14 protein-coding genes are annotated in these 15,459 nt (G+C 39.1%); 3 read left to right on the top strand and 11 right to left on the bottom strand.

The features are described from left to right. Positions 1–183: 183 nt before the first annotated feature. The gene (locus tag M1575_04215; protein ID MCL5095895.1) at positions 184–708 is read left to right on the top strand and encodes a topoisomerase DNA-binding C4 zinc finger domain-containing protein; all 525 of its coding nucleotides are present in this window, start codon (positions 184–186) and stop codon (positions 706–708) included. Here the strand turns inward: M1575_04215 and M1575_04210 are convergent. Beyond that, the gene (locus tag M1575_04210; GenBank protein MCL5095894.1) at positions 701–1,603 is read right to left on the bottom strand and encodes a matrixin family metalloprotease; all 903 of its coding nucleotides are present in this window, start codon (positions 1,601–1,603) and stop codon (positions 701–703) included. The two genes, M1575_04215 and M1575_04210, sit on opposite strands and share 8 nt — an antisense overlap. Before the next feature lie 123 nt (positions 1,604–1,726). On the opposite strand from M1575_04210, the gene M1575_04205 reads away from it, so the two are divergent. After that, a complete protein-coding gene (locus tag M1575_04205) occupies positions 1,727–2,896 on the top strand; it encodes a hypothetical protein (protein ID MCL5095893.1) in 1,170 nt (389 codons plus the stop codon). Between the two features lie 320 nt (positions 2,897–3,216). Here the strand turns inward: M1575_04205 and M1575_04200 are convergent, their stop codons facing one another. The 5 genes from M1575_04200 to M1575_04180 all read right to left on the bottom strand — a co-directional run bounded on the left by M1575_04200 (position 3,217) and on the right by M1575_04180 (position 8,676). Then, positions 3,217–4,383, bottom strand: a complete 1,167-nt coding sequence (locus tag M1575_04200; protein ID MCL5095892.1) for a nucleotidyl transferase AbiEii/AbiGii toxin family protein — start codon at positions 4,381–4,383, stop codon at positions 3,217–3,219. Between the two features lie 767 nt (positions 4,384–5,150). Next, positions 5,151–5,933 (bottom strand): TdeIII family type II restriction endonuclease, encoded by a 783-nt coding sequence (locus M1575_04195; protein MCL5095891.1) that lies wholly within the window; start codon positions 5,931–5,933, stop codon positions 5,151–5,153. A 4-nt stretch (positions 5,934–5,937) separates the two neighbouring features. Further along, complete coding sequence (locus tag M1575_04190) at positions 5,938–7,551, bottom strand: site-specific DNA-methyltransferase (GenBank protein ID MCL5095890.1); 1,614 nt, start codon at positions 7,549–7,551, stop codon at positions 5,938–5,940. After that, complete coding sequence (lexA, locus tag M1575_04185) at positions 7,548–8,153, bottom strand: transcriptional repressor LexA (GenBank protein MCL5095889.1); 606 nt, start codon at positions 8,151–8,153, stop codon at positions 7,548–7,550. The genes M1575_04190 and lexA overlap by 4 nt, the downstream gene beginning before the upstream one ends. A gap of 121 nt (positions 8,154–8,274) precedes the next feature. Beyond that, a complete protein-coding gene (locus M1575_04180; protein MCL5095888.1) occupies positions 8,275–8,676 on the bottom strand; it encodes an NYN domain-containing protein in 402 nt (133 codons plus the stop codon). A gap of 327 nt (positions 8,677–9,003) precedes the next feature. On the opposite strand from M1575_04180, the gene M1575_04175 reads away from it, so the two are divergent. Beyond that, on the top strand, positions 9,004–9,669 hold the full coding sequence (locus M1575_04175) for a DUF5666 domain-containing protein (GenBank protein ID MCL5095887.1): 666 nt from the start codon (positions 9,004–9,006) through the stop codon (positions 9,667–9,669). A gap of 7 nt (positions 9,670–9,676) precedes the next feature. On the opposite strand, the gene typA is transcribed toward M1575_04175, so the two are convergent. The 5 genes from typA to M1575_04150 form a co-directional block, all read right to left on the bottom strand. Next, positions 9,677–11,491, bottom strand: a complete 1,815-nt coding sequence (typA, locus tag M1575_04170; protein MCL5095886.1) for a translational GTPase TypA — start codon at positions 11,489–11,491, stop codon at positions 9,677–9,679. A gap of 98 nt (positions 11,492–11,589) precedes the next feature. After that, positions 11,590–11,916 (bottom strand): FKBP-type peptidyl-prolyl cis-trans isomerase, encoded by a 327-nt coding sequence (locus tag M1575_04165; GenBank protein MCL5095885.1) that lies wholly within the window; start codon positions 11,914–11,916, stop codon positions 11,590–11,592. Positions 11,917–12,099: 183 nt separating this feature from the next. After that, the gene (locus tag M1575_04160; GenBank protein MCL5095884.1) at positions 12,100–12,345 is read right to left on the bottom strand and encodes a CDGSH iron-sulfur domain-containing protein; all 246 of its coding nucleotides are present in this window, start codon (positions 12,343–12,345) and stop codon (positions 12,100–12,102) included. A gap of 1 nt (position 12,346) precedes the next feature. Continuing rightward, on the bottom strand, positions 12,347–15,001 hold the full coding sequence (secA, locus tag M1575_04155; GenBank protein MCL5095883.1) for a preprotein translocase subunit SecA: 2,655 nt from the start codon (positions 14,999–15,001) through the stop codon (positions 12,347–12,349). 60 nt (positions 15,002–15,061) lie between these two features. Continuing rightward, the gene (locus M1575_04150) at positions 15,062–15,268 is read right to left on the bottom strand and encodes a hypothetical protein (protein ID MCL5095882.1); all 207 of its coding nucleotides are present in this window, start codon (positions 15,266–15,268) and stop codon (positions 15,062–15,064) included. Between the last annotated feature and the right edge of the window lie 191 nt (positions 15,269–15,459).

The raw sequence follows: 15,459 nt of genomic DNA, 5'->3' as shown, positions 1-15,459 counted from the left end.
AATTATCTTAAACATTACAACAATGAAAGACCACACTGGGGTTTTGGCATGGATGGGAAAACACCGTTGGAGAAACTACAATCGTTTCCGGAGTTCAAAAGTGTATACCTTATTGTGTGATCGTACCCTCATGTTGAATTATCCCCCTGTCTATCTTTGCTAAATTCTGCTATATTATTTTCTATGGAAGAAAAATGTCCAAAGTGCAAAGCGCCTTTAGCCGAAGTTACCCAAACGGCAAGCGGCCGAAAATTGCAACGCTGTTCAAAAGGCAGCTGGAATAAAGAAACTCATAAAAATGAGGGCTGCGATTACGTCAAATGGTTTACGGTTGAACCGCAGACTTTGGAGGAAAAGTGCCCGAAATGCGGTGCGCCGCTTCTTTTGGTTGTCACAAGATTTGGCAAGAAAATGAAAAAATGTTCGACGAATGTTTGGAATAAAGAAACACGCATGGCCGAAGGCTGCGATTATATCGAATGGCTAAACGGCACCACCGAAGCTCTGGATGAAGATTGTCCGACTTGCGGGCAAAAACTGGTCCTTTTTACGACCAATAGCGGCAAGAAAATGAAAAAATGTTCGACCGCTGGTTGGGATAAGGAAAAAAGAGAAGCAACCGGGTGCCCTTATGTTCAATGGCTTAAAGCCGGAGATTATGCCCCAAAAGAAGATTCCGGCGGCGAAGAATTTTTACCCCCTAATTAATCCCCAGTTGTTTAGACAGCAAACCTTTAAAGTAAGAAAGAGTCAGATCAAAGTTCCTTTGGTGACAATAAGCCTGCAGTTGGGAGGCCTCCTGGTTATCGGGCTTAATCACTTCGTTGGTATACGCATACATAATCGCTTGCTGATTGTCAAGATGAGACAAGCCTAACGCGTGTCCCATTTCGTGCGCCAGAGTATGGATAAGCTCCTTTTGACTGGAAGTTAAATAAATATCGATTTGGGGAAGAGAACCGTTATAAACTCCGGCTTCGGGATTAACGCTTAAAGCCTTGTTAAGAGTTTGCGCCGACTGCTGATACTGGCTAACTCCCAAATTATATTCTTGAGCCGAAAGATTGAGTTGGTTGGCCATTTGGTTTAACTTATCGGCTTCGGCCTTTAATTCTTCCTGCTGGGTTTTAAGCCGGTTAAAGACTTCTTCCGGAGCTCCGCCAAGTTTATTCCAATTCTCTACCTCCGCGTTGAAGGCTTGTAATTTTTTAGAAAAATCGGCCTGAAGATTTTGATATTGGGCAACGGAAGAATCTAGGGATTGTTTGCCGGTTTTAAGATTATTTTCCAAGGAATTGAGTTTATCGGCCATGGACTGGCGCTGACTATAAATAAGATTAATGACGATTTTGCCTTGCGGGTCAAAGCTGAAGAGATTTTTATTTACCACCTTGCTCCAAATTTGATTTGCCTCGTCGATTTGGCCTAAAAATTTCTCCTTGGTTAACCCATAACCGGAATCCACTTCTCCCACCCGGTAAGTAATTGGTTGGTCGCAGGGGCTGGCTAATAAATAATTGAAGTTATAGAAAAGTCTGTCTTTTTGCCAAAAAAGAAAAAAGAAAAGGCAAAAAAGTAATAGTAAATCAAAAATTTTTCTCACGTGTTTAACTAAAGTCTAAAACAGAAGCTTAGAAAATGCAAAACACCGCTTGCTTTTTAGAGATTGATTTGTAATTCCTCTTGGGTTGAATTATAATATGCTTGGTATTGGAAAGGTGTTTTTGTGAAAAAGATATTCGTAATAACGCTTTTATCCATCTTCTTTTTCCTTAGCTTAAATTCGGCAGAAGCGATTGTTACTAATTCTATCAGGGTCGTTCCAACGCCAACGCCAACCCTTATTCCCGTAAGACAAATTGAGACGAGTATTGTGACCCCAACTCCAACCCCTTTTCCCGCTGCCGTAAGAAAGCTAAACACAACGGTTAACGAGAAGAATCTTGAGATCGACACCAGTAAAATCAGACAGGAAAGGATGCTAAATCCCCAACCCGAACCTCCGATTTTTGTTTTTGACTCCCTCGAAATTAAAAAGACGGAAAAAACCTCAACATTGACTTGGCCGGCTTTTTCTTCCCTCGAGACGGTAAAATCAAATATTATTTTTAACCCCGAAGGTGCTTTGGTGGAAATTCCCCAAAAGCTTTCCGGAAGTTCGGGGACCATAAATTTTCTGATTAAACCAGAGTTTAAGATTTCCGGGAACAAAACCTTGCTTTTTAGCGAGGGAAAGGAACTTGAATTAAAATCTCTTCCCACCGTTATTTACCGAAGACTTAACTCGATATTCTTTAAGAATAACATTAAGCCAACTGGAGATTTTACTCTCGATGTTTTAAACGGAAAAGCCGTTTATTGGTTAACCGTTAAACAGCCCATAAAGCTTTTGGGTTTTATTCCTCTTGAGATTAACAGTAAAGTTACCGTCGCCGATCAGGATGGGAAAGCTTCGGTTACCGACAAGCCCTGGTATGCTTTTTTGGGAAAAGAGATGGTTGATATCGTTGCGGAATTTTCTAAATTACCTAATCTCGTCGTGACCGGGTTAAGGTTTGAACCTTCAGTTTTTGGCAACGGAGAGGAAGTAAAGGTCATTGCCACGGTTGTCAATGAAGGATTTGGGGCCGCCTACGGCTTTCCTGATATTATTAACCACAATGGCGGACCGATGAAAGTTCTTAGATTTCTTGATGAAGGAGGATCTGTCTATGAGTGGTCTCTGATACTTGTCTATCTTGAGCCCGGCCAGACAACAGATTATGATTTTACCATTGATAAAATAACATGCGGAAGGAATATTAGGGTAGAAATCGCTTACGGTGAAAATAGTCTCATCGAAGAACCCACGAAAGAAGATAATTTAATGTCGGCAAAATTAGATTGTCAGAAGTAATGTAATGGGGTTCAACCTCTCGACAGAACTATTTTACAGGGAAATTCTTTCGCAATAAAATCCTGCTGCCAGAAAAATCAAAAAAACAAATTGGCGAGATGTGAAATGGTCGTAGTAACAACATATCACCTAATCTTGCCATATCTTACCAAATGTTGCCAGATATTGCCGAATATTGTCTACTTAAAATCAGTTTCCCGAATCTTTTCATTAACTCGTAGTTTAACACAACGAGGTAAAATCCTTAAAGTGGAAGCTATTTCGTCATAAAAAAGGTTCTGTTTTAAGGTAGGTTCTTATTCAGCCTCGAAGTTGCTTATTTAGAATTCTACTACAAAACGAGGTGTGAAGTTATGAGAAGTGAATCGAACAGATTGGATTTTATCACAAATAAATCTTTTTATTGATCGCACACCTGATCTGCCACCAGACGTATCATATCCCCAAAAGTATTCCATACCCACACCATCTTTTCTTATATAATATTTCATTGAATATGGTTCTACTAGCCTATCGTACCCTTCATATGACAATTCCACCATTTTTTGTGATCTACCCGCTTCAATAATAGTATTTCTAATATCAGATGAAAAGTAACTGGGTGTATTATAAGAAAGAATAAAATCTGGTCGTGGTGATTGTGGAATCAAAACGAGATCAAAAAGACTATCAATCAGTTGGTTAAAGTTTACGATAACTACATCGAATTGGAAAAGGCTTGCTAAAGGGGCTATCAATGTGTTCCAAAGGGGTCTATATGATTCAAGTTGAACCTCTAAGAGCTGTTGTTTAGCCTGGTTTGGGGTCGACTCGTAAATGTATTTCTTTAGAAACGTACTAATGATCTCCGATTTGTTTACAGGAAAATCTTTTGAAAATAACACTGAATACAGTAAATCAAAGAGATCTGCGACTTTTTGCCTTTGCAGTAAACTATTTAATTTTGAAGCAAGAATTTCTTCTGCTTTTTGACATCTAACGTTTACAGTACACAGATTCTTATCTGAGTATGGATGAATTAAATCTCGAGATTGAATCGGTAGGAAAATTTTATCGAATTGTGTTATGTCTAGTTGTGTTTTTAAAGAAATCGTTTCTTCGCCGTAAAATCCTTTAAAATATAGCCTAGCTTCTAAAACATCGCTGTTTGGGATTGGAATATTCTTTGGCCTAACAAGCGTTCTGTCTAACTCAAATTTAATACCTGTTTGTTCGTTAATGACTGTACATATTTTATTTAGCTCATCATGAAGAAATGTTATGTCAATTTGCTCTGTAGAAGAAAAATCTAAATCTTTAGAAAAACGAGTGTTAGGAAGATACGCTTTTCTTAATCCATTGCCACCTTTTAAAATGAGTAGATTGCTTAAAGATGAGTGTGAATATAAAGCGTTTAACAACCAACCGAAAACGTAATCCTTTTCAATATTAGAAGGGTTGATTTCATCCTCCACTGCTTTTTGGTTGATTTCATCCTCAGTTATCATCTTTTACACCTTTCTCTAGAGAGAAGATAACCTTACTCTCTAAAACTATTTTTTGTCAAGTTAAGTAATTTATGAGGCTATATTTCGTTTTATTATTTTTTAATTGGGCCGAAATTTGCATAAAAAGGATTTAATGCTCGCCAGAGGATATATTCATAATCCGTTTTGTTGCTTTTTTGCCGATTGCAGCCAGAACAAACCCATTTAAGATTATTTGGAATGTATCCATTTAACCTGCTTCTGGGAATTGAATGGTCGATTTCAAAATCTGAAATTATGCCTTCGTGTCCGCAAAATTGACATTTAAACATTTAAAATCACCTCCTTTTTTTAAAAATTAGGTAGAAAAGGCTTAAAAGTTGGTTTGAATTGGGCTATTCGAAGAGTCTGCGATCTGTTGCTAATCCGAAGTATTGTATTACTATGGGAAAACTTAACTGTCTTCGACTACTTTCGTGCCACAATCACTTAATCCTAAATATTTTATCAAAAATTTACGAAATTTTCAAGTGTCTTTTTCGCTTATGGGCTTTAATTTCGTTCCTTTTCCAATTCTTGTTCTTTGAAACCAACCAAAGCACCTAATAGTCGTTGGATTTCTCTTAAAACGCCCATCATCTCATGAAATTGCGTAGGACTCATTTATTTCACCTCCCCTCTCTATCATTTTCTCCACTTTTCTTTTTGCTTCTTCGAGAAGTTCTTTTGATTTTTTTGCGGGCATCATAAGGTCGGCAAATATAATTAAGAAGGGTCAGGAAAAGTATCTATATTTTTTCAAAACGACTGAAACTTTTATCGATTTCATCTCTAAGCTCTATCCCCACTCTTTCGAAACAATCTAATAAATCTTGATATGTATTTCTGCCCCCAAGAAAATCCCAAAATTCCTCTGCAACAAGTAATTCTTTATCAAGGTCGAGCATTCCGCGCATTGTCCAACGATTATACTTCTGTGGTTCATAAGGATTGTAGGGAATAGCTATCTTCGTATTAATATTTGCTTTAGGATTATTGGCCAAAAAAATAGCAACCCACTCAAGGAGTGTTCTTTTGAATTCTTTGAAACCACCAGCATTGGGTTTCGCAGTCTTAATATCAAAAAGAAAATACTCGTCATCTTTTGATTTCACCATCAAATCGATTCGCGTCGGTTTTACTTTAATCATTGTTCCTTGCTGGCAAACCTTTCTGATTATTTCAATTTCTTTTTCTTTATCTGGTACTGTCTCGGCAGTAATAAGCCCGTCGATAATTTTCTGAATTGCTTTTTGAGCCTCACTGCTAATATGATCACCTGCAATAGCTTGAGCAGAGGCCCTTTCAAAATTCTTTTGTGCTAAAGCAAGACCAACGGGTTCAAAAATACTAGTACCGAAGTTCGTGTTAAGGGAATGGATAAAAGAATATAGCGCAAGACGATCTTTACCAAGTAGGCGTGTGTGAAAAGGCATTGATGCTGGTTCGGGTTTATAATTTTGAAACTTATTCCGTAAGGTTGCTTTTAAAACCTTCTCAATCTTGCTAATTTGTTCTTCGGATAAAGCCATATATTTATTTCTGTTTTAGATGAAAAATAATTTCTGAATATGCCCCCTTGTCTCTTTCTGTTCTGTTTAAAACTGGCCGTTTAAATTGTTCAACGATTTTCATTCCTGCTTTCTCGGCGATAGTCGGATAAAGATTGAATTTATCATTGGCTACTAAGAATATATCATAATTAGGAACAAAATGTTTTTGGCAGTTGATTAACACTTTACTAATCCCCTCGACGTAGGATTTTCTTGCATCCTCTCCTTGACCGCTAAAAAGAGGTCCTATTTCTAAATTGTCATTTCTTTTAAAACCAAATAAATCATAAGCGTAAGCGTGTTGTTCGTGATAATCAATTAAACCGACATATGGAGGCGAAGAAAAAATTCCTTTGATTTTTTGCCTTTTTACTAAATTGGCAAAGGATAGGTTTCTTTTCTGGAGTTCTTTGTCAATATCAATTGTTCTCGAATCACCCGTTAAGCAATACTGAAAAGTATTCGTGCGTAGCTTATCAAAAATGGCCAATCTTTCTAAGGTGTCCAAACAATATCTTTGCCACCACGAAAAAAGACTAAAAAGTGGTTTACATATTTTTCCGTGTTTGTGACAATAATAAGTAGAGATTATTGGCGACTTAAGAGTTGCTAAATCGGAATGAGTTGTAGCACGACAGGAACGAATAGTACGACTCAAAATAAGACCCAAGATCCTTTTCTCAGAAAGATTCTTAACTTGCTTTATAAAATTAAAAACAAAATCGGCTTCTTCTCTTATATTTCTTAAATACCATTTGTCAAGAAAGTTCTCGTTTTTATCCTGAGTTAAAACTATGTGATATTTCCTGACTAGCTGGTTATAAATCTTCAAAAAATCATTAGCGTATTTATTTCCATATTCCAGTTCGTTAATTTCTTTTCGATTTATCTTATATTTATAGTCAGGAACAGAAAAATAGGTGTTATTAAATTTATTTAGTTCGCTAGTCAATTCTTTGTCAAAATTGATTATATTGTTTTCAAATTTATCAATATATTCTTTTAACTGTTGCGTTATTTTTTTTATCGTTAGGCTCAAATCATTAAGATTATATTTACCAACCTTACTATTACTGATGAAGGCATTAAACGCGGAAACGTCAATCCCTAGAGAGTGAAGACCGATTTCATTAGCTTGTACTAAGGTTGTCCCGCTACCGCAAAAAGGATCTAAAACAATATCGCCTTTATGAAAGTAAATATTTTCCTTAAAATCATCAGTATGCCCATCAAGAAAATATTCAACTAGTTGGGGAATAAATTTACCCTTATAAGGGTGCAATCTATGAACATGTTTTGTGGTCTCCGTTTCCCTAAGATTACTAAAAGATAAATGGCAATTTAAATCATCTCCCAATTTATCTTTCCAGTCGGTTTCTCTCTTTTTATAAAGAGAAGCGTAATATTTTATAAGTTCATTCTTATCAATGACGGTACTGCCATTATCACCAATTTTTTTAACTTTTCCATACTGAATTAGATACGAAATATTAGAAACGGTGACATTCTTTTTTAAATATTCACTCGCCCAAAGACTTGCTTGTTTCAAAGTTAAAAAATCCATTTTGTTGCCATTAATGTCTTGTAAATTATTCATTGTGAAATAATCTTTATTACTTTACCGACTAAGCGCGTATCTGGATAAATAGGAACATTGGAATATTTTGAATTTTCTGGTTTCAGGTAAATTTTACCACGATTATGTATTAATCGTTTAATTGTCGTCCCATCGTTATCTCTGGCTAAAACAATATCACCGTTTTTAAATTCGTTTGATTCACGAACCAAAATAATATCTCCATCATTAATACCAGCTCCAACCATTGAGTCGCCTTTAACCTTGACTAAAAAATCTTTGGTTAACTCAACTTGACCATGTGATTGCCATCGAATATCTTCAAAAGCTTGAGTGTAAGGACCAGCCGCACTAATTCCGACATAAGGAATAATCGGCTGAACGTTAAGAGCGTTAAAACCTTCTTTTAGGATTTTTAATCCTCGAGCTGCGCCTTCTTCTTTTTTGATAAGGCCTTTTTCTTCAAGAATTTTTAAGAAGTCCAAAACCGCCTGATTTGAAGAAACATCTAATTTATCGCGGAGATCGGCTAGAGTCGGAGGGTAACCTGAGTCCTTAAGGGAATTATAAATTGCTTTTAAAACTTCTTTTTGGCGTTTAGTCAAAATGGATAACCCAGACATATTTACATCATACTGACTATTTAGTCAGTTGTCAAGAAGGAACGAGCAAACCTTGACAAAAGAAGGAAATTATAGTAGTATTTAGATACTAAACATGGAGCAGATATTTCGTATGTCTGCTCTATTTTTTATCGAAGAATTCCAGGGTAGTTCTTAACCTGTTGAAGTCCCTAAAATCTTCTCCAACCATTTGTTTGATTTCCCTAGCCGTTCTTTCCGATCGAGCGAGAATCGTAACTTTTTTGCCGGTTTCTTTTAAATACTTCAAAACGACCGCGAAGTCCCCATCTCCAGATAAAACAAGAACTCCTCTATATTCGTCTTTTAATCTCATTAAGTCGAAAGTCATGTCGACATCACAATTGGCTTTTTTAGTGGTGTTTCCGTCCTCGTCACGGAATATTTTAACCGGCTTCAGTTTAAGGATGTAACCGAACTGACTAAGTTTACGATAGAATTTGATTCTTTTAATATGTTTCTCTAAAACCAAGATTGAACCCTCAGACATCTCTTTCCGCTTCATTCTTATTCCCAGATGAGATATAAGCTTATCTAAATTAATTGGTTTTTTGTCAAGGACAGAATAAGGAAAGTCGTTAATTTCGATACCACCGTAATAATAAATTTTTCCAACCTGATACTTTTCCTTAATATACAAGGCGAGTTTCCGGTAATCGATTTACCACCCCAAGCTCTTTTCTCCGCCATAAAACAAATTTGAAGCGTCAATAAAAGCGTAAATGATTGTTTTTGAAAAAATCTTTTTCTTTACCATTAGTCTAATTTTACTTCTTCTCTCCCTTTAGAGCAAACCTTGACAGGGAGATTTCTGGTCTATTAAGATGGGGTTATGGAAAATCAGGAAAAAACTTCAACCAAAAAATTTTGGTTTTTTTTAATCGCGAATTTCTTATTAATCGTTCTTGCCGGCGTCAGTTTTTACCTTATCATTAAAACACCGTTGGAAAAATCGCTTCTTCCTGAAAACATAAAAACCCCCCTCTTTTTATCTTTAGAAAGCCCGACCGAAAAAACAATTGTTTCGGGCGATCAAATAACCGTCAAGGGAAAAACCTTGCCTTCTTCAGCCGTTGTTTTTTATACGGAAACTAATCAGGGCTCGGCGCAAAGCGACGTAAGCGGCCAATTTGAAGGCAAACTGACTTTGGGAAAAGATTCCAGCCGTCTGACGGTCACGGCTTTTAACGATTGGGGTGAAGAAAAAACCGTGACTTTTACTTTGGCTTCTAAAAATAAGATTACTGGCGTCAAACGCATGGCGGTTTACGGCGTGATTACCGCAATTTCCGAGAACACGATTACCGTCAGCCACCCTATCTATCCACAAAGAACGCAATATTCGGTTGTCGTCAACGACAAAACTTTGATTAAAATTAAAGGGATAGAGACCAAAACGATGGCCGATCTAAAGGTGGGTTTAAGAATGGCCGCGGTCGGCGATTTAAACGAAACCGGCTTAATTTTGGCCAGAAGAATTCATCTTGTTTTGGACTAAGTTAATTTTAAACGATACCCCGAAGTCTTCTTTTTTCTTCGGTTTCGTTAAGAATTTTTTTCCTGATCCGGACATTTTTCGGCGTGACCTCAACCAGTTCGTCATCGGCAATATAATCTAAAGCATCTTCTAAATCCATGGTTCTGGGCGTGTCGAAATGTTCCGAAACGCCTTGTCCTTTGGAACGTTGATTTGTCGCTCTTTTTTCCTTGCAAACATTAACATGGATATCATTGCCCCTGGCGTTTTGCCCAACCACCTGCCCCTCATAAACAAAAACGGCCGGGCCGACAAAAAGTTCGCCGCGATCCTGAACATTCGTCAAGCCGTAAAGAGCCGTCATTCCGGTATCGGTCGCGACCAACGAACCTTTTTCCCTTTCCGACCAATTACCTTTATCCTTGGCAAATTCATAAAAGTCGGTGTTGATAATGCCTAGGCCTTTCGTATCGGTTAAAAACTGACTCCGGAAACCGAAAAGACCCCGGGTCGGAATCACAAATTCCAGATAAACGATATCGTCAATCGTTTCCATTTTCTGCATCTCGCCAAAGCGGCTGCCTAATTTTTGGATAACAATGCCGCTATAATCCTTAGGCACTTCGATATAAACTCTTTCATATGGAACCAGTTTTTGCCCGTCAATGATTTTCGTGATCACCTGCGGCCGGCCGACCTCAAATTCATAACCTTCGCGGCGCAGTCTTTCAATCATGATCGCCAAATGCAGTTCACCTCTCCCGGAAACTTTCCAGCCACCGCCGGTATCGTCTTCAACCCTTAAAGCCACATCGGTTTCCAATTCTTTATAAAGTCTTTCCCTGATTTGACGGGAAGTACTAAACGTCCCTTCTTTTCCAGCCAAGGGTGACGTATTAACATGAAAATTCATGATCACGGTCGGTTCTTCAATTGATAAAAGGGGTAAGGCTTGGGGCTCATTAACGTCAGCGATGGTTTCCCCGATGGTAATATCCGGAATCCCGGCAATGGCGACAATTTCTCCGGCCGAAACTTCTTTGACCTCAACTTTATTTAAACCCTCAAAAGTCATAACCGAAGACAAAAAACAATTTTTCTTTTCTCCCAGACGGTTAATATGAGTAAACTGCTGTCCCGTTTTCATAATACCGTTATAAATGCGGCCCGTGGCAATTCTTCCCTTATAATTATCACCGGTAAAAGTCGTGACCAACATCTGCAGGGGTTTTTGCGGATTGCCCTTAGGTTCAGGGATATTTTTAACAATCGTTTCAAAAAGAGGCGAAATGTCCGTCATTGCCTTTAAATCCGGCTCCAGTCCGGCCTTGCCTAATTTGGCGGAACAGTAAATAATCGGGAAATTACAGGTTTCCTCGCTAGCGTCAAGATCAATAAACAAATCAAAGGTTTTATTTAAAACCTCATTAATTCTGGCATCCGTTTTGTCGATTTTATTGATAACCACGATAATTTTCAGTTTTAAATCCAGGGCTTTTTTTAGAACAAAACGGGTTTGCGGCATCGGCCCTTCTTTGGCGTCAATTAAAAGAAGACAACCGTCAGCCATTCTTAAAACCCGCTCAACCTCGCCGCCAAAATCCACATGGCCGGGCGTGTCGATAATATTGATTTTGGTGCCTTTCCAGACAACGGAGGCGTTTTTGGAAAAAATCGTGATCCCTCTTTCCCTTTCCAAATCATTACTGTCCAAAATACAGGTCTTTTCCGCCACGTCTTTATTAAGTTCGGTTTTGGACTGGCGAAGTAAAGCATCGACCAAAGTCGTCTTGCCGTGATCAACGTGAGCGATAATGGCAACATTTCTTAAATTAGGTATCATAAATAAAAATTCTGCGGTTTTTCCGCAGAATTTAACCTTTGGAAATCTCCCATGGAAGTAACTTATTATACCATTTTTTAGGTTATCTTGCCAGTTTTTTACTCGACTTTAAGAAGTTCGACTTCAAAAATTAAAGTCGCATTCGGAGGAATCACCCCGCCGGCGCCTCGTTCGCCGTAACCTAAATTCGGGGCAATTTTCAATTTTCTTTTCCCGCCGACTTTCATCCCCAAAACGCCCACGTCCCAACCCTTAATCACTTCGCCTTGGCCTAAATTAAAAGCAAAAGGAGTCCCTCGGTCATAAGAGCTGTCAAATTTTTCCCCGTCGGTCAAAGTTCCCGCATAATGAACCGTGACTTTTTTACCATTAGTTGCCTCCAAACCGTCACCGACCTTAAGATCTTCGATGACTAAAGACTCCATTTTCTTTTCCTCTTTTAAATTAGTGCTATTCGTGGGTAACGTTGTTGCTTCTTGATTTGACGCCGGTTTTTTTTCGTCATCATTTCTCCCGATAACCAAATAGGAGACCAAAACAATCAGAATAAAAATCAAACCTACTAAATATTTTTTCCCGTTTGACATAAAAATTAATTATATCACAGATTATTTTAAGCTTTCATCCCCGTCATTAAAATGAGCTTCAAGGTTTGAACCGTCACAAAAGGGTTTATTTTGAGACTGGCCGCAACGGCAAAGAACGTAAAATTTTTTTTGTGGATATTTTTTCCCCTTAACCCATTTTTCCGGTTCTGGTTCTTTTCCAGTCGTGGCAATCTCTTTGGCTAAGGGTAAATTGCCCGAGACCAGATAAGGGCCGTTTTTGGTAATCACGACTTTCTTTGTTGTCATATCAACCTAATTGAGGATAATGGCACTTTTTCCACTTCTTGCCGCTGCCGCACCAGCAGGGATCGTTTCTCCCTATTTTTTGCTTACTTATCGGTTTTGGACTTCCCTGACTGACTTCTCCGGCCGAAGATGTCGTCATTATTCTTTGCGGCGAGACTTGTGGCTGGGAGGTAACCTGGATTTTAAAAATCCGGTGGACGATTTCGTAATCAATCGTTGATAATAATCTTTCAAACATCGTGTAGGCTTCGTTTTTATATTCAATTAAAGGATCTCTTTGCCCATAACCGCGAAGACCGATGCCTTCCCGTAAATCATCAATCGCGTCCAAATGATCCATCCAAAGATTATCAATGATAGAAAGCGCCACCCATCTTTCAATTTGCCGCGCGACCTCTGGCGTTACCTGTTTTTCTTTTTGTTCGTAAAGATCGCGGGCGATTTTTACCAAAAATTCGGTAATTTCCTGACTGGTTTTAAGTTGACTAACTTGAATCATAAGTTGTTTTTGCGAATTTTCATCAAAGGGGATAATACTCACAAACTCCTGAACGATTTTTTCCAATTCCGGCTGGGTGTAACCTTCAGGAAAGTACATTAAGGTAAAATTGGTGATATCCTGACTGACTTTTTCTAAAATTTCTTCTTTTAAAGCTTCTCCTGACAAAAGTTTTTTCCGGCGTTTATAAATAATTTCTCTTTGTTTGTTTAAAACATCATCATAGTCAACCAAATGTTTTCGGGCGTCGAAATTAAAACCTTCGACCTTAACCTGCGCTTGTTCGATCGCCCGGGAAACCATCGGATGCTCCAAAGGCACGTCTTCGGGCATTTTAAAAGTATCCATAAGTTTGGCAATCTGCTCGCCGCCGAAAAGCCGCATAATTTCATCTTCCAGGGAGACAAAAAAGCGTGAAGAGCCAGGGTCGCCCTGTCTTCCCGACCGACCTCGCAGTTGATTGTCAATTCTTCTTGATTCGTGCCGTTCGGTCCCGATCACATGCAAACCGCCAAGCCTAGCCACTTCTTCGTGAGCTTTTTGCCAAAGTTTATGTTCCTCATCAAACTGTTTTTTGTCGGTCACGGTATATTTGTCCGGGGGCGTGCCACCCAAAATCACGTCAACACCCCGGCCGGCCATGTTCGTCGCGACAGTGACTGATTTTATTTTACCGGCTTGAGCAATAATTGAGGCTTCTTTTTCATGCTGTTTGGCGTTTAAAACCTGATGCGGAATCCCCTGATGAGTCAAAAGATCGGAAACAATTTCGTTATTTTCAATTGAAGTCGTTCCGACCAAAACCGGCTGCCCCTTTTGATAACAGGCCGCCACGTCACGAGCAACAGCCGCATATTTGGCCCTCATCGTTTTGTAAACCATATCCGCATGATCAATTCTGATCATCTCCTTATTGGTGGGAATGATCAAAACGTCAAGTTTATAAATTTTATGGAATTCTTCCGATTCCGTGGCCGCGGTTCCGGTCATGCCGGCCAGTTTTTGGTACATCCGAAAATAGTTCTGTAAAGAAATCGTCGCCAGCGTTCTTGATTCCCGTTGAATCGAAACGCCTTCTTTGGCTTCAATCGCCTGATGCAAACCTTCGGAATAGCGCCGGCCCATCAAAAGCCTGCCGGTAAATTCATCAACAATGACAACTTCATTATCCTTAACGACATAATCCTTATCGCGATGAAATAAACTTTTCGCTTTTAAAGCCGCCTCCAGATGATGAACCGTCGCAAAATCTTTTTCGTAAAGATTAGGCACTCCCAGCATTTTTTCGATTTTGGCAATGCCATGTTCGGTCAAAGCGGCGGTTCGCATTTTCTCGTCAATGGTAAAATCCATAACCGGCTGAAGTCTTTCAATTAATCTGGCGTAATCGTAATATTTTTGGGTCGCTTCTTCTTGCGGAGCGGAAATAATATGCGGGGTTCTGGCTTCATCGATTAAAACAGAATCAACCTCATCAACAATGGCAAAATTCAAATCACGCTGGGTAACCTCTTTAATCTCCGTCACCATATTGTCCCTTAGGTAATCAAAACCGAATTCGGAATTGATCCCGTAAGTGATATCGGCCAAATAAGCTTCTTTTCTTGTAATCGGGCGTAAATGTTTTAGACGCCAATCCTGGGCTGTCGGATCATCAAACGTCGGATCATAAAGAAAAGACTGATCGTGAATCATGGCCGCGCAGGTTGCCCCTAAGGCATGGAAAATCGGCCCCATCCAACCGCAATCACGCCGCGCCAAATAATCGTTAACGGTTACCAGATGAACACCCCGGCCGGTTAAAGAATTTAAGTATAAAGCCGGTGAAGCCGAAAGGGTTTTTCCTTCTCCGGTTTTTTGTTCGGCTACTCTCCCTTGATGAAAAGTAACCGCCGCCATGAGTTGAACGTCAAAGGGTCTCTCGTTGATGGTTCGGTAGGCTGCCTCCCTGACGGTGGCGTAAACTTCCGGCAAGAGGTCGTCCAGACTTTCACCCCCGCTGACTCTGATTTTAAATTCTGCCCCTAAACTTAGAAGTTTTTCGTCGGAAAGTTTTTGTGTTTTTTCGGCCAAAGAATTTATTTTGGCAACCAAAGGTAAAAGTTTTTTTAATTCCCTTTCGTTGGAATCTAAAAATTTGGCAAGAAACGGAATCATGAGTGAGTAGATTTTAGCATTTTTTAAGGGACAAAACCAGCTTGAAGTTAAAGAAGAAAATTATTTAATTTGCCGCTCACAGGATTGCCGCACCGTGTGCTGTTCGTATTCGGTCGTGGGTCGGCCACCAACTATTTTACTTAAGACTCGGAGATTTTTTTGCACACATTGATCAAGTCGGCGCTGACGATCCAGGAAATAAGAAGCTGCGCCGCCGCCGATGATCGCTCCCGTATAGATTAAAAGTTCTCTTCTGCTTAATACCATATTTTCATCGCTATTATACACCAAAGAGCAATTAAATTTCGATTTAACTAAAAAACCAAAACCCTGAACCAATTGGTCCAGGGCTGGGCAGTTATCTTTTTTCTTGAAACGTCAGACGTTTCTTGCAGCAAGAAAAATCTACTGCAATTACTTCTTCTTCTTTTTTTTCTTGGCCATGGGGCAGTCACCTC

It is taken from the genome of Patescibacteria group bacterium (genome assembly GCA_023473585.1).
In the GTDB taxonomy this organism is placed as follows: Bacteria; Patescibacteriota; Microgenomatia; order JAMCYU01; family JAMCYU01; genus JAMCYU01.
Note: the sequence above shows the minus strand (reverse complement) of the source record. Positions and strands in the feature narration are given on the sequence as shown.

Coding starts and splice junctions, on each gene's coding strand:
- M1575_04215 (MCL5095895.1), top strand. CDS start 184: ATGGAAGAAAAATGTCCAAAGTGCAAAGCGCCTTTAGCCGAAGTTACC.
- M1575_04200 (MCL5095892.1), bottom strand. CDS start 4,383: ATGATAACTGAGGATGAAATCAACCAAAAAGCAGTGGAGGATGAAATC.
- M1575_04195 (MCL5095891.1), bottom strand. CDS start 5,933: ATGGCTTTATCCGAAGAACAAATTAGCAAGATTGAGAAGGTTTTAAAA.
- M1575_04190 (MCL5095890.1), bottom strand. CDS start 7,551: ATGAATAATTTACAAGACATTAATGGCAACAAAATGGATTTTTTAACT.
- lexA (MCL5095889.1), bottom strand. CDS start 8,153: ATGTCTGGGTTATCCATTTTGACTAAACGCCAAAAAGAAGTTTTAAAA.
- M1575_04180 (MCL5095888.1), bottom strand. CDS start 8,676: ATGAAGCGGAAAGAGATGTCTGAGGGTTCAATCTTGGTTTTAGAGAAA.
- M1575_04175 (MCL5095887.1), top strand. CDS start 9,004: ATGGAAAATCAGGAAAAAACTTCAACCAAAAAATTTTGGTTTTTTTTA.
- typA (MCL5095886.1), bottom strand. CDS start 11,491: ATGATACCTAATTTAAGAAATGTTGCCATTATCGCTCACGTTGATCAC.
- M1575_04165 (MCL5095885.1), bottom strand. CDS start 11,916: ATGGAGTCTTTAGTCATCGAAGATCTTAAGGTCGGTGACGGTTTGGAG.
- M1575_04160 (MCL5095884.1), bottom strand. CDS start 12,345: ATGACAACAAAGAAAGTCGTGATTACCAAAAACGGCCCTTATCTGGTC.
- secA (MCL5095883.1), bottom strand. CDS start 15,001: ATGATTCCGTTTCTTGCCAAATTTTTAGATTCCAACGAAAGGGAATTA.
- M1575_04150 (MCL5095882.1), bottom strand. CDS start 15,268: ATGGTATTAAGCAGAAGAGAACTTTTAATCTATACGGGAGCGATCATC.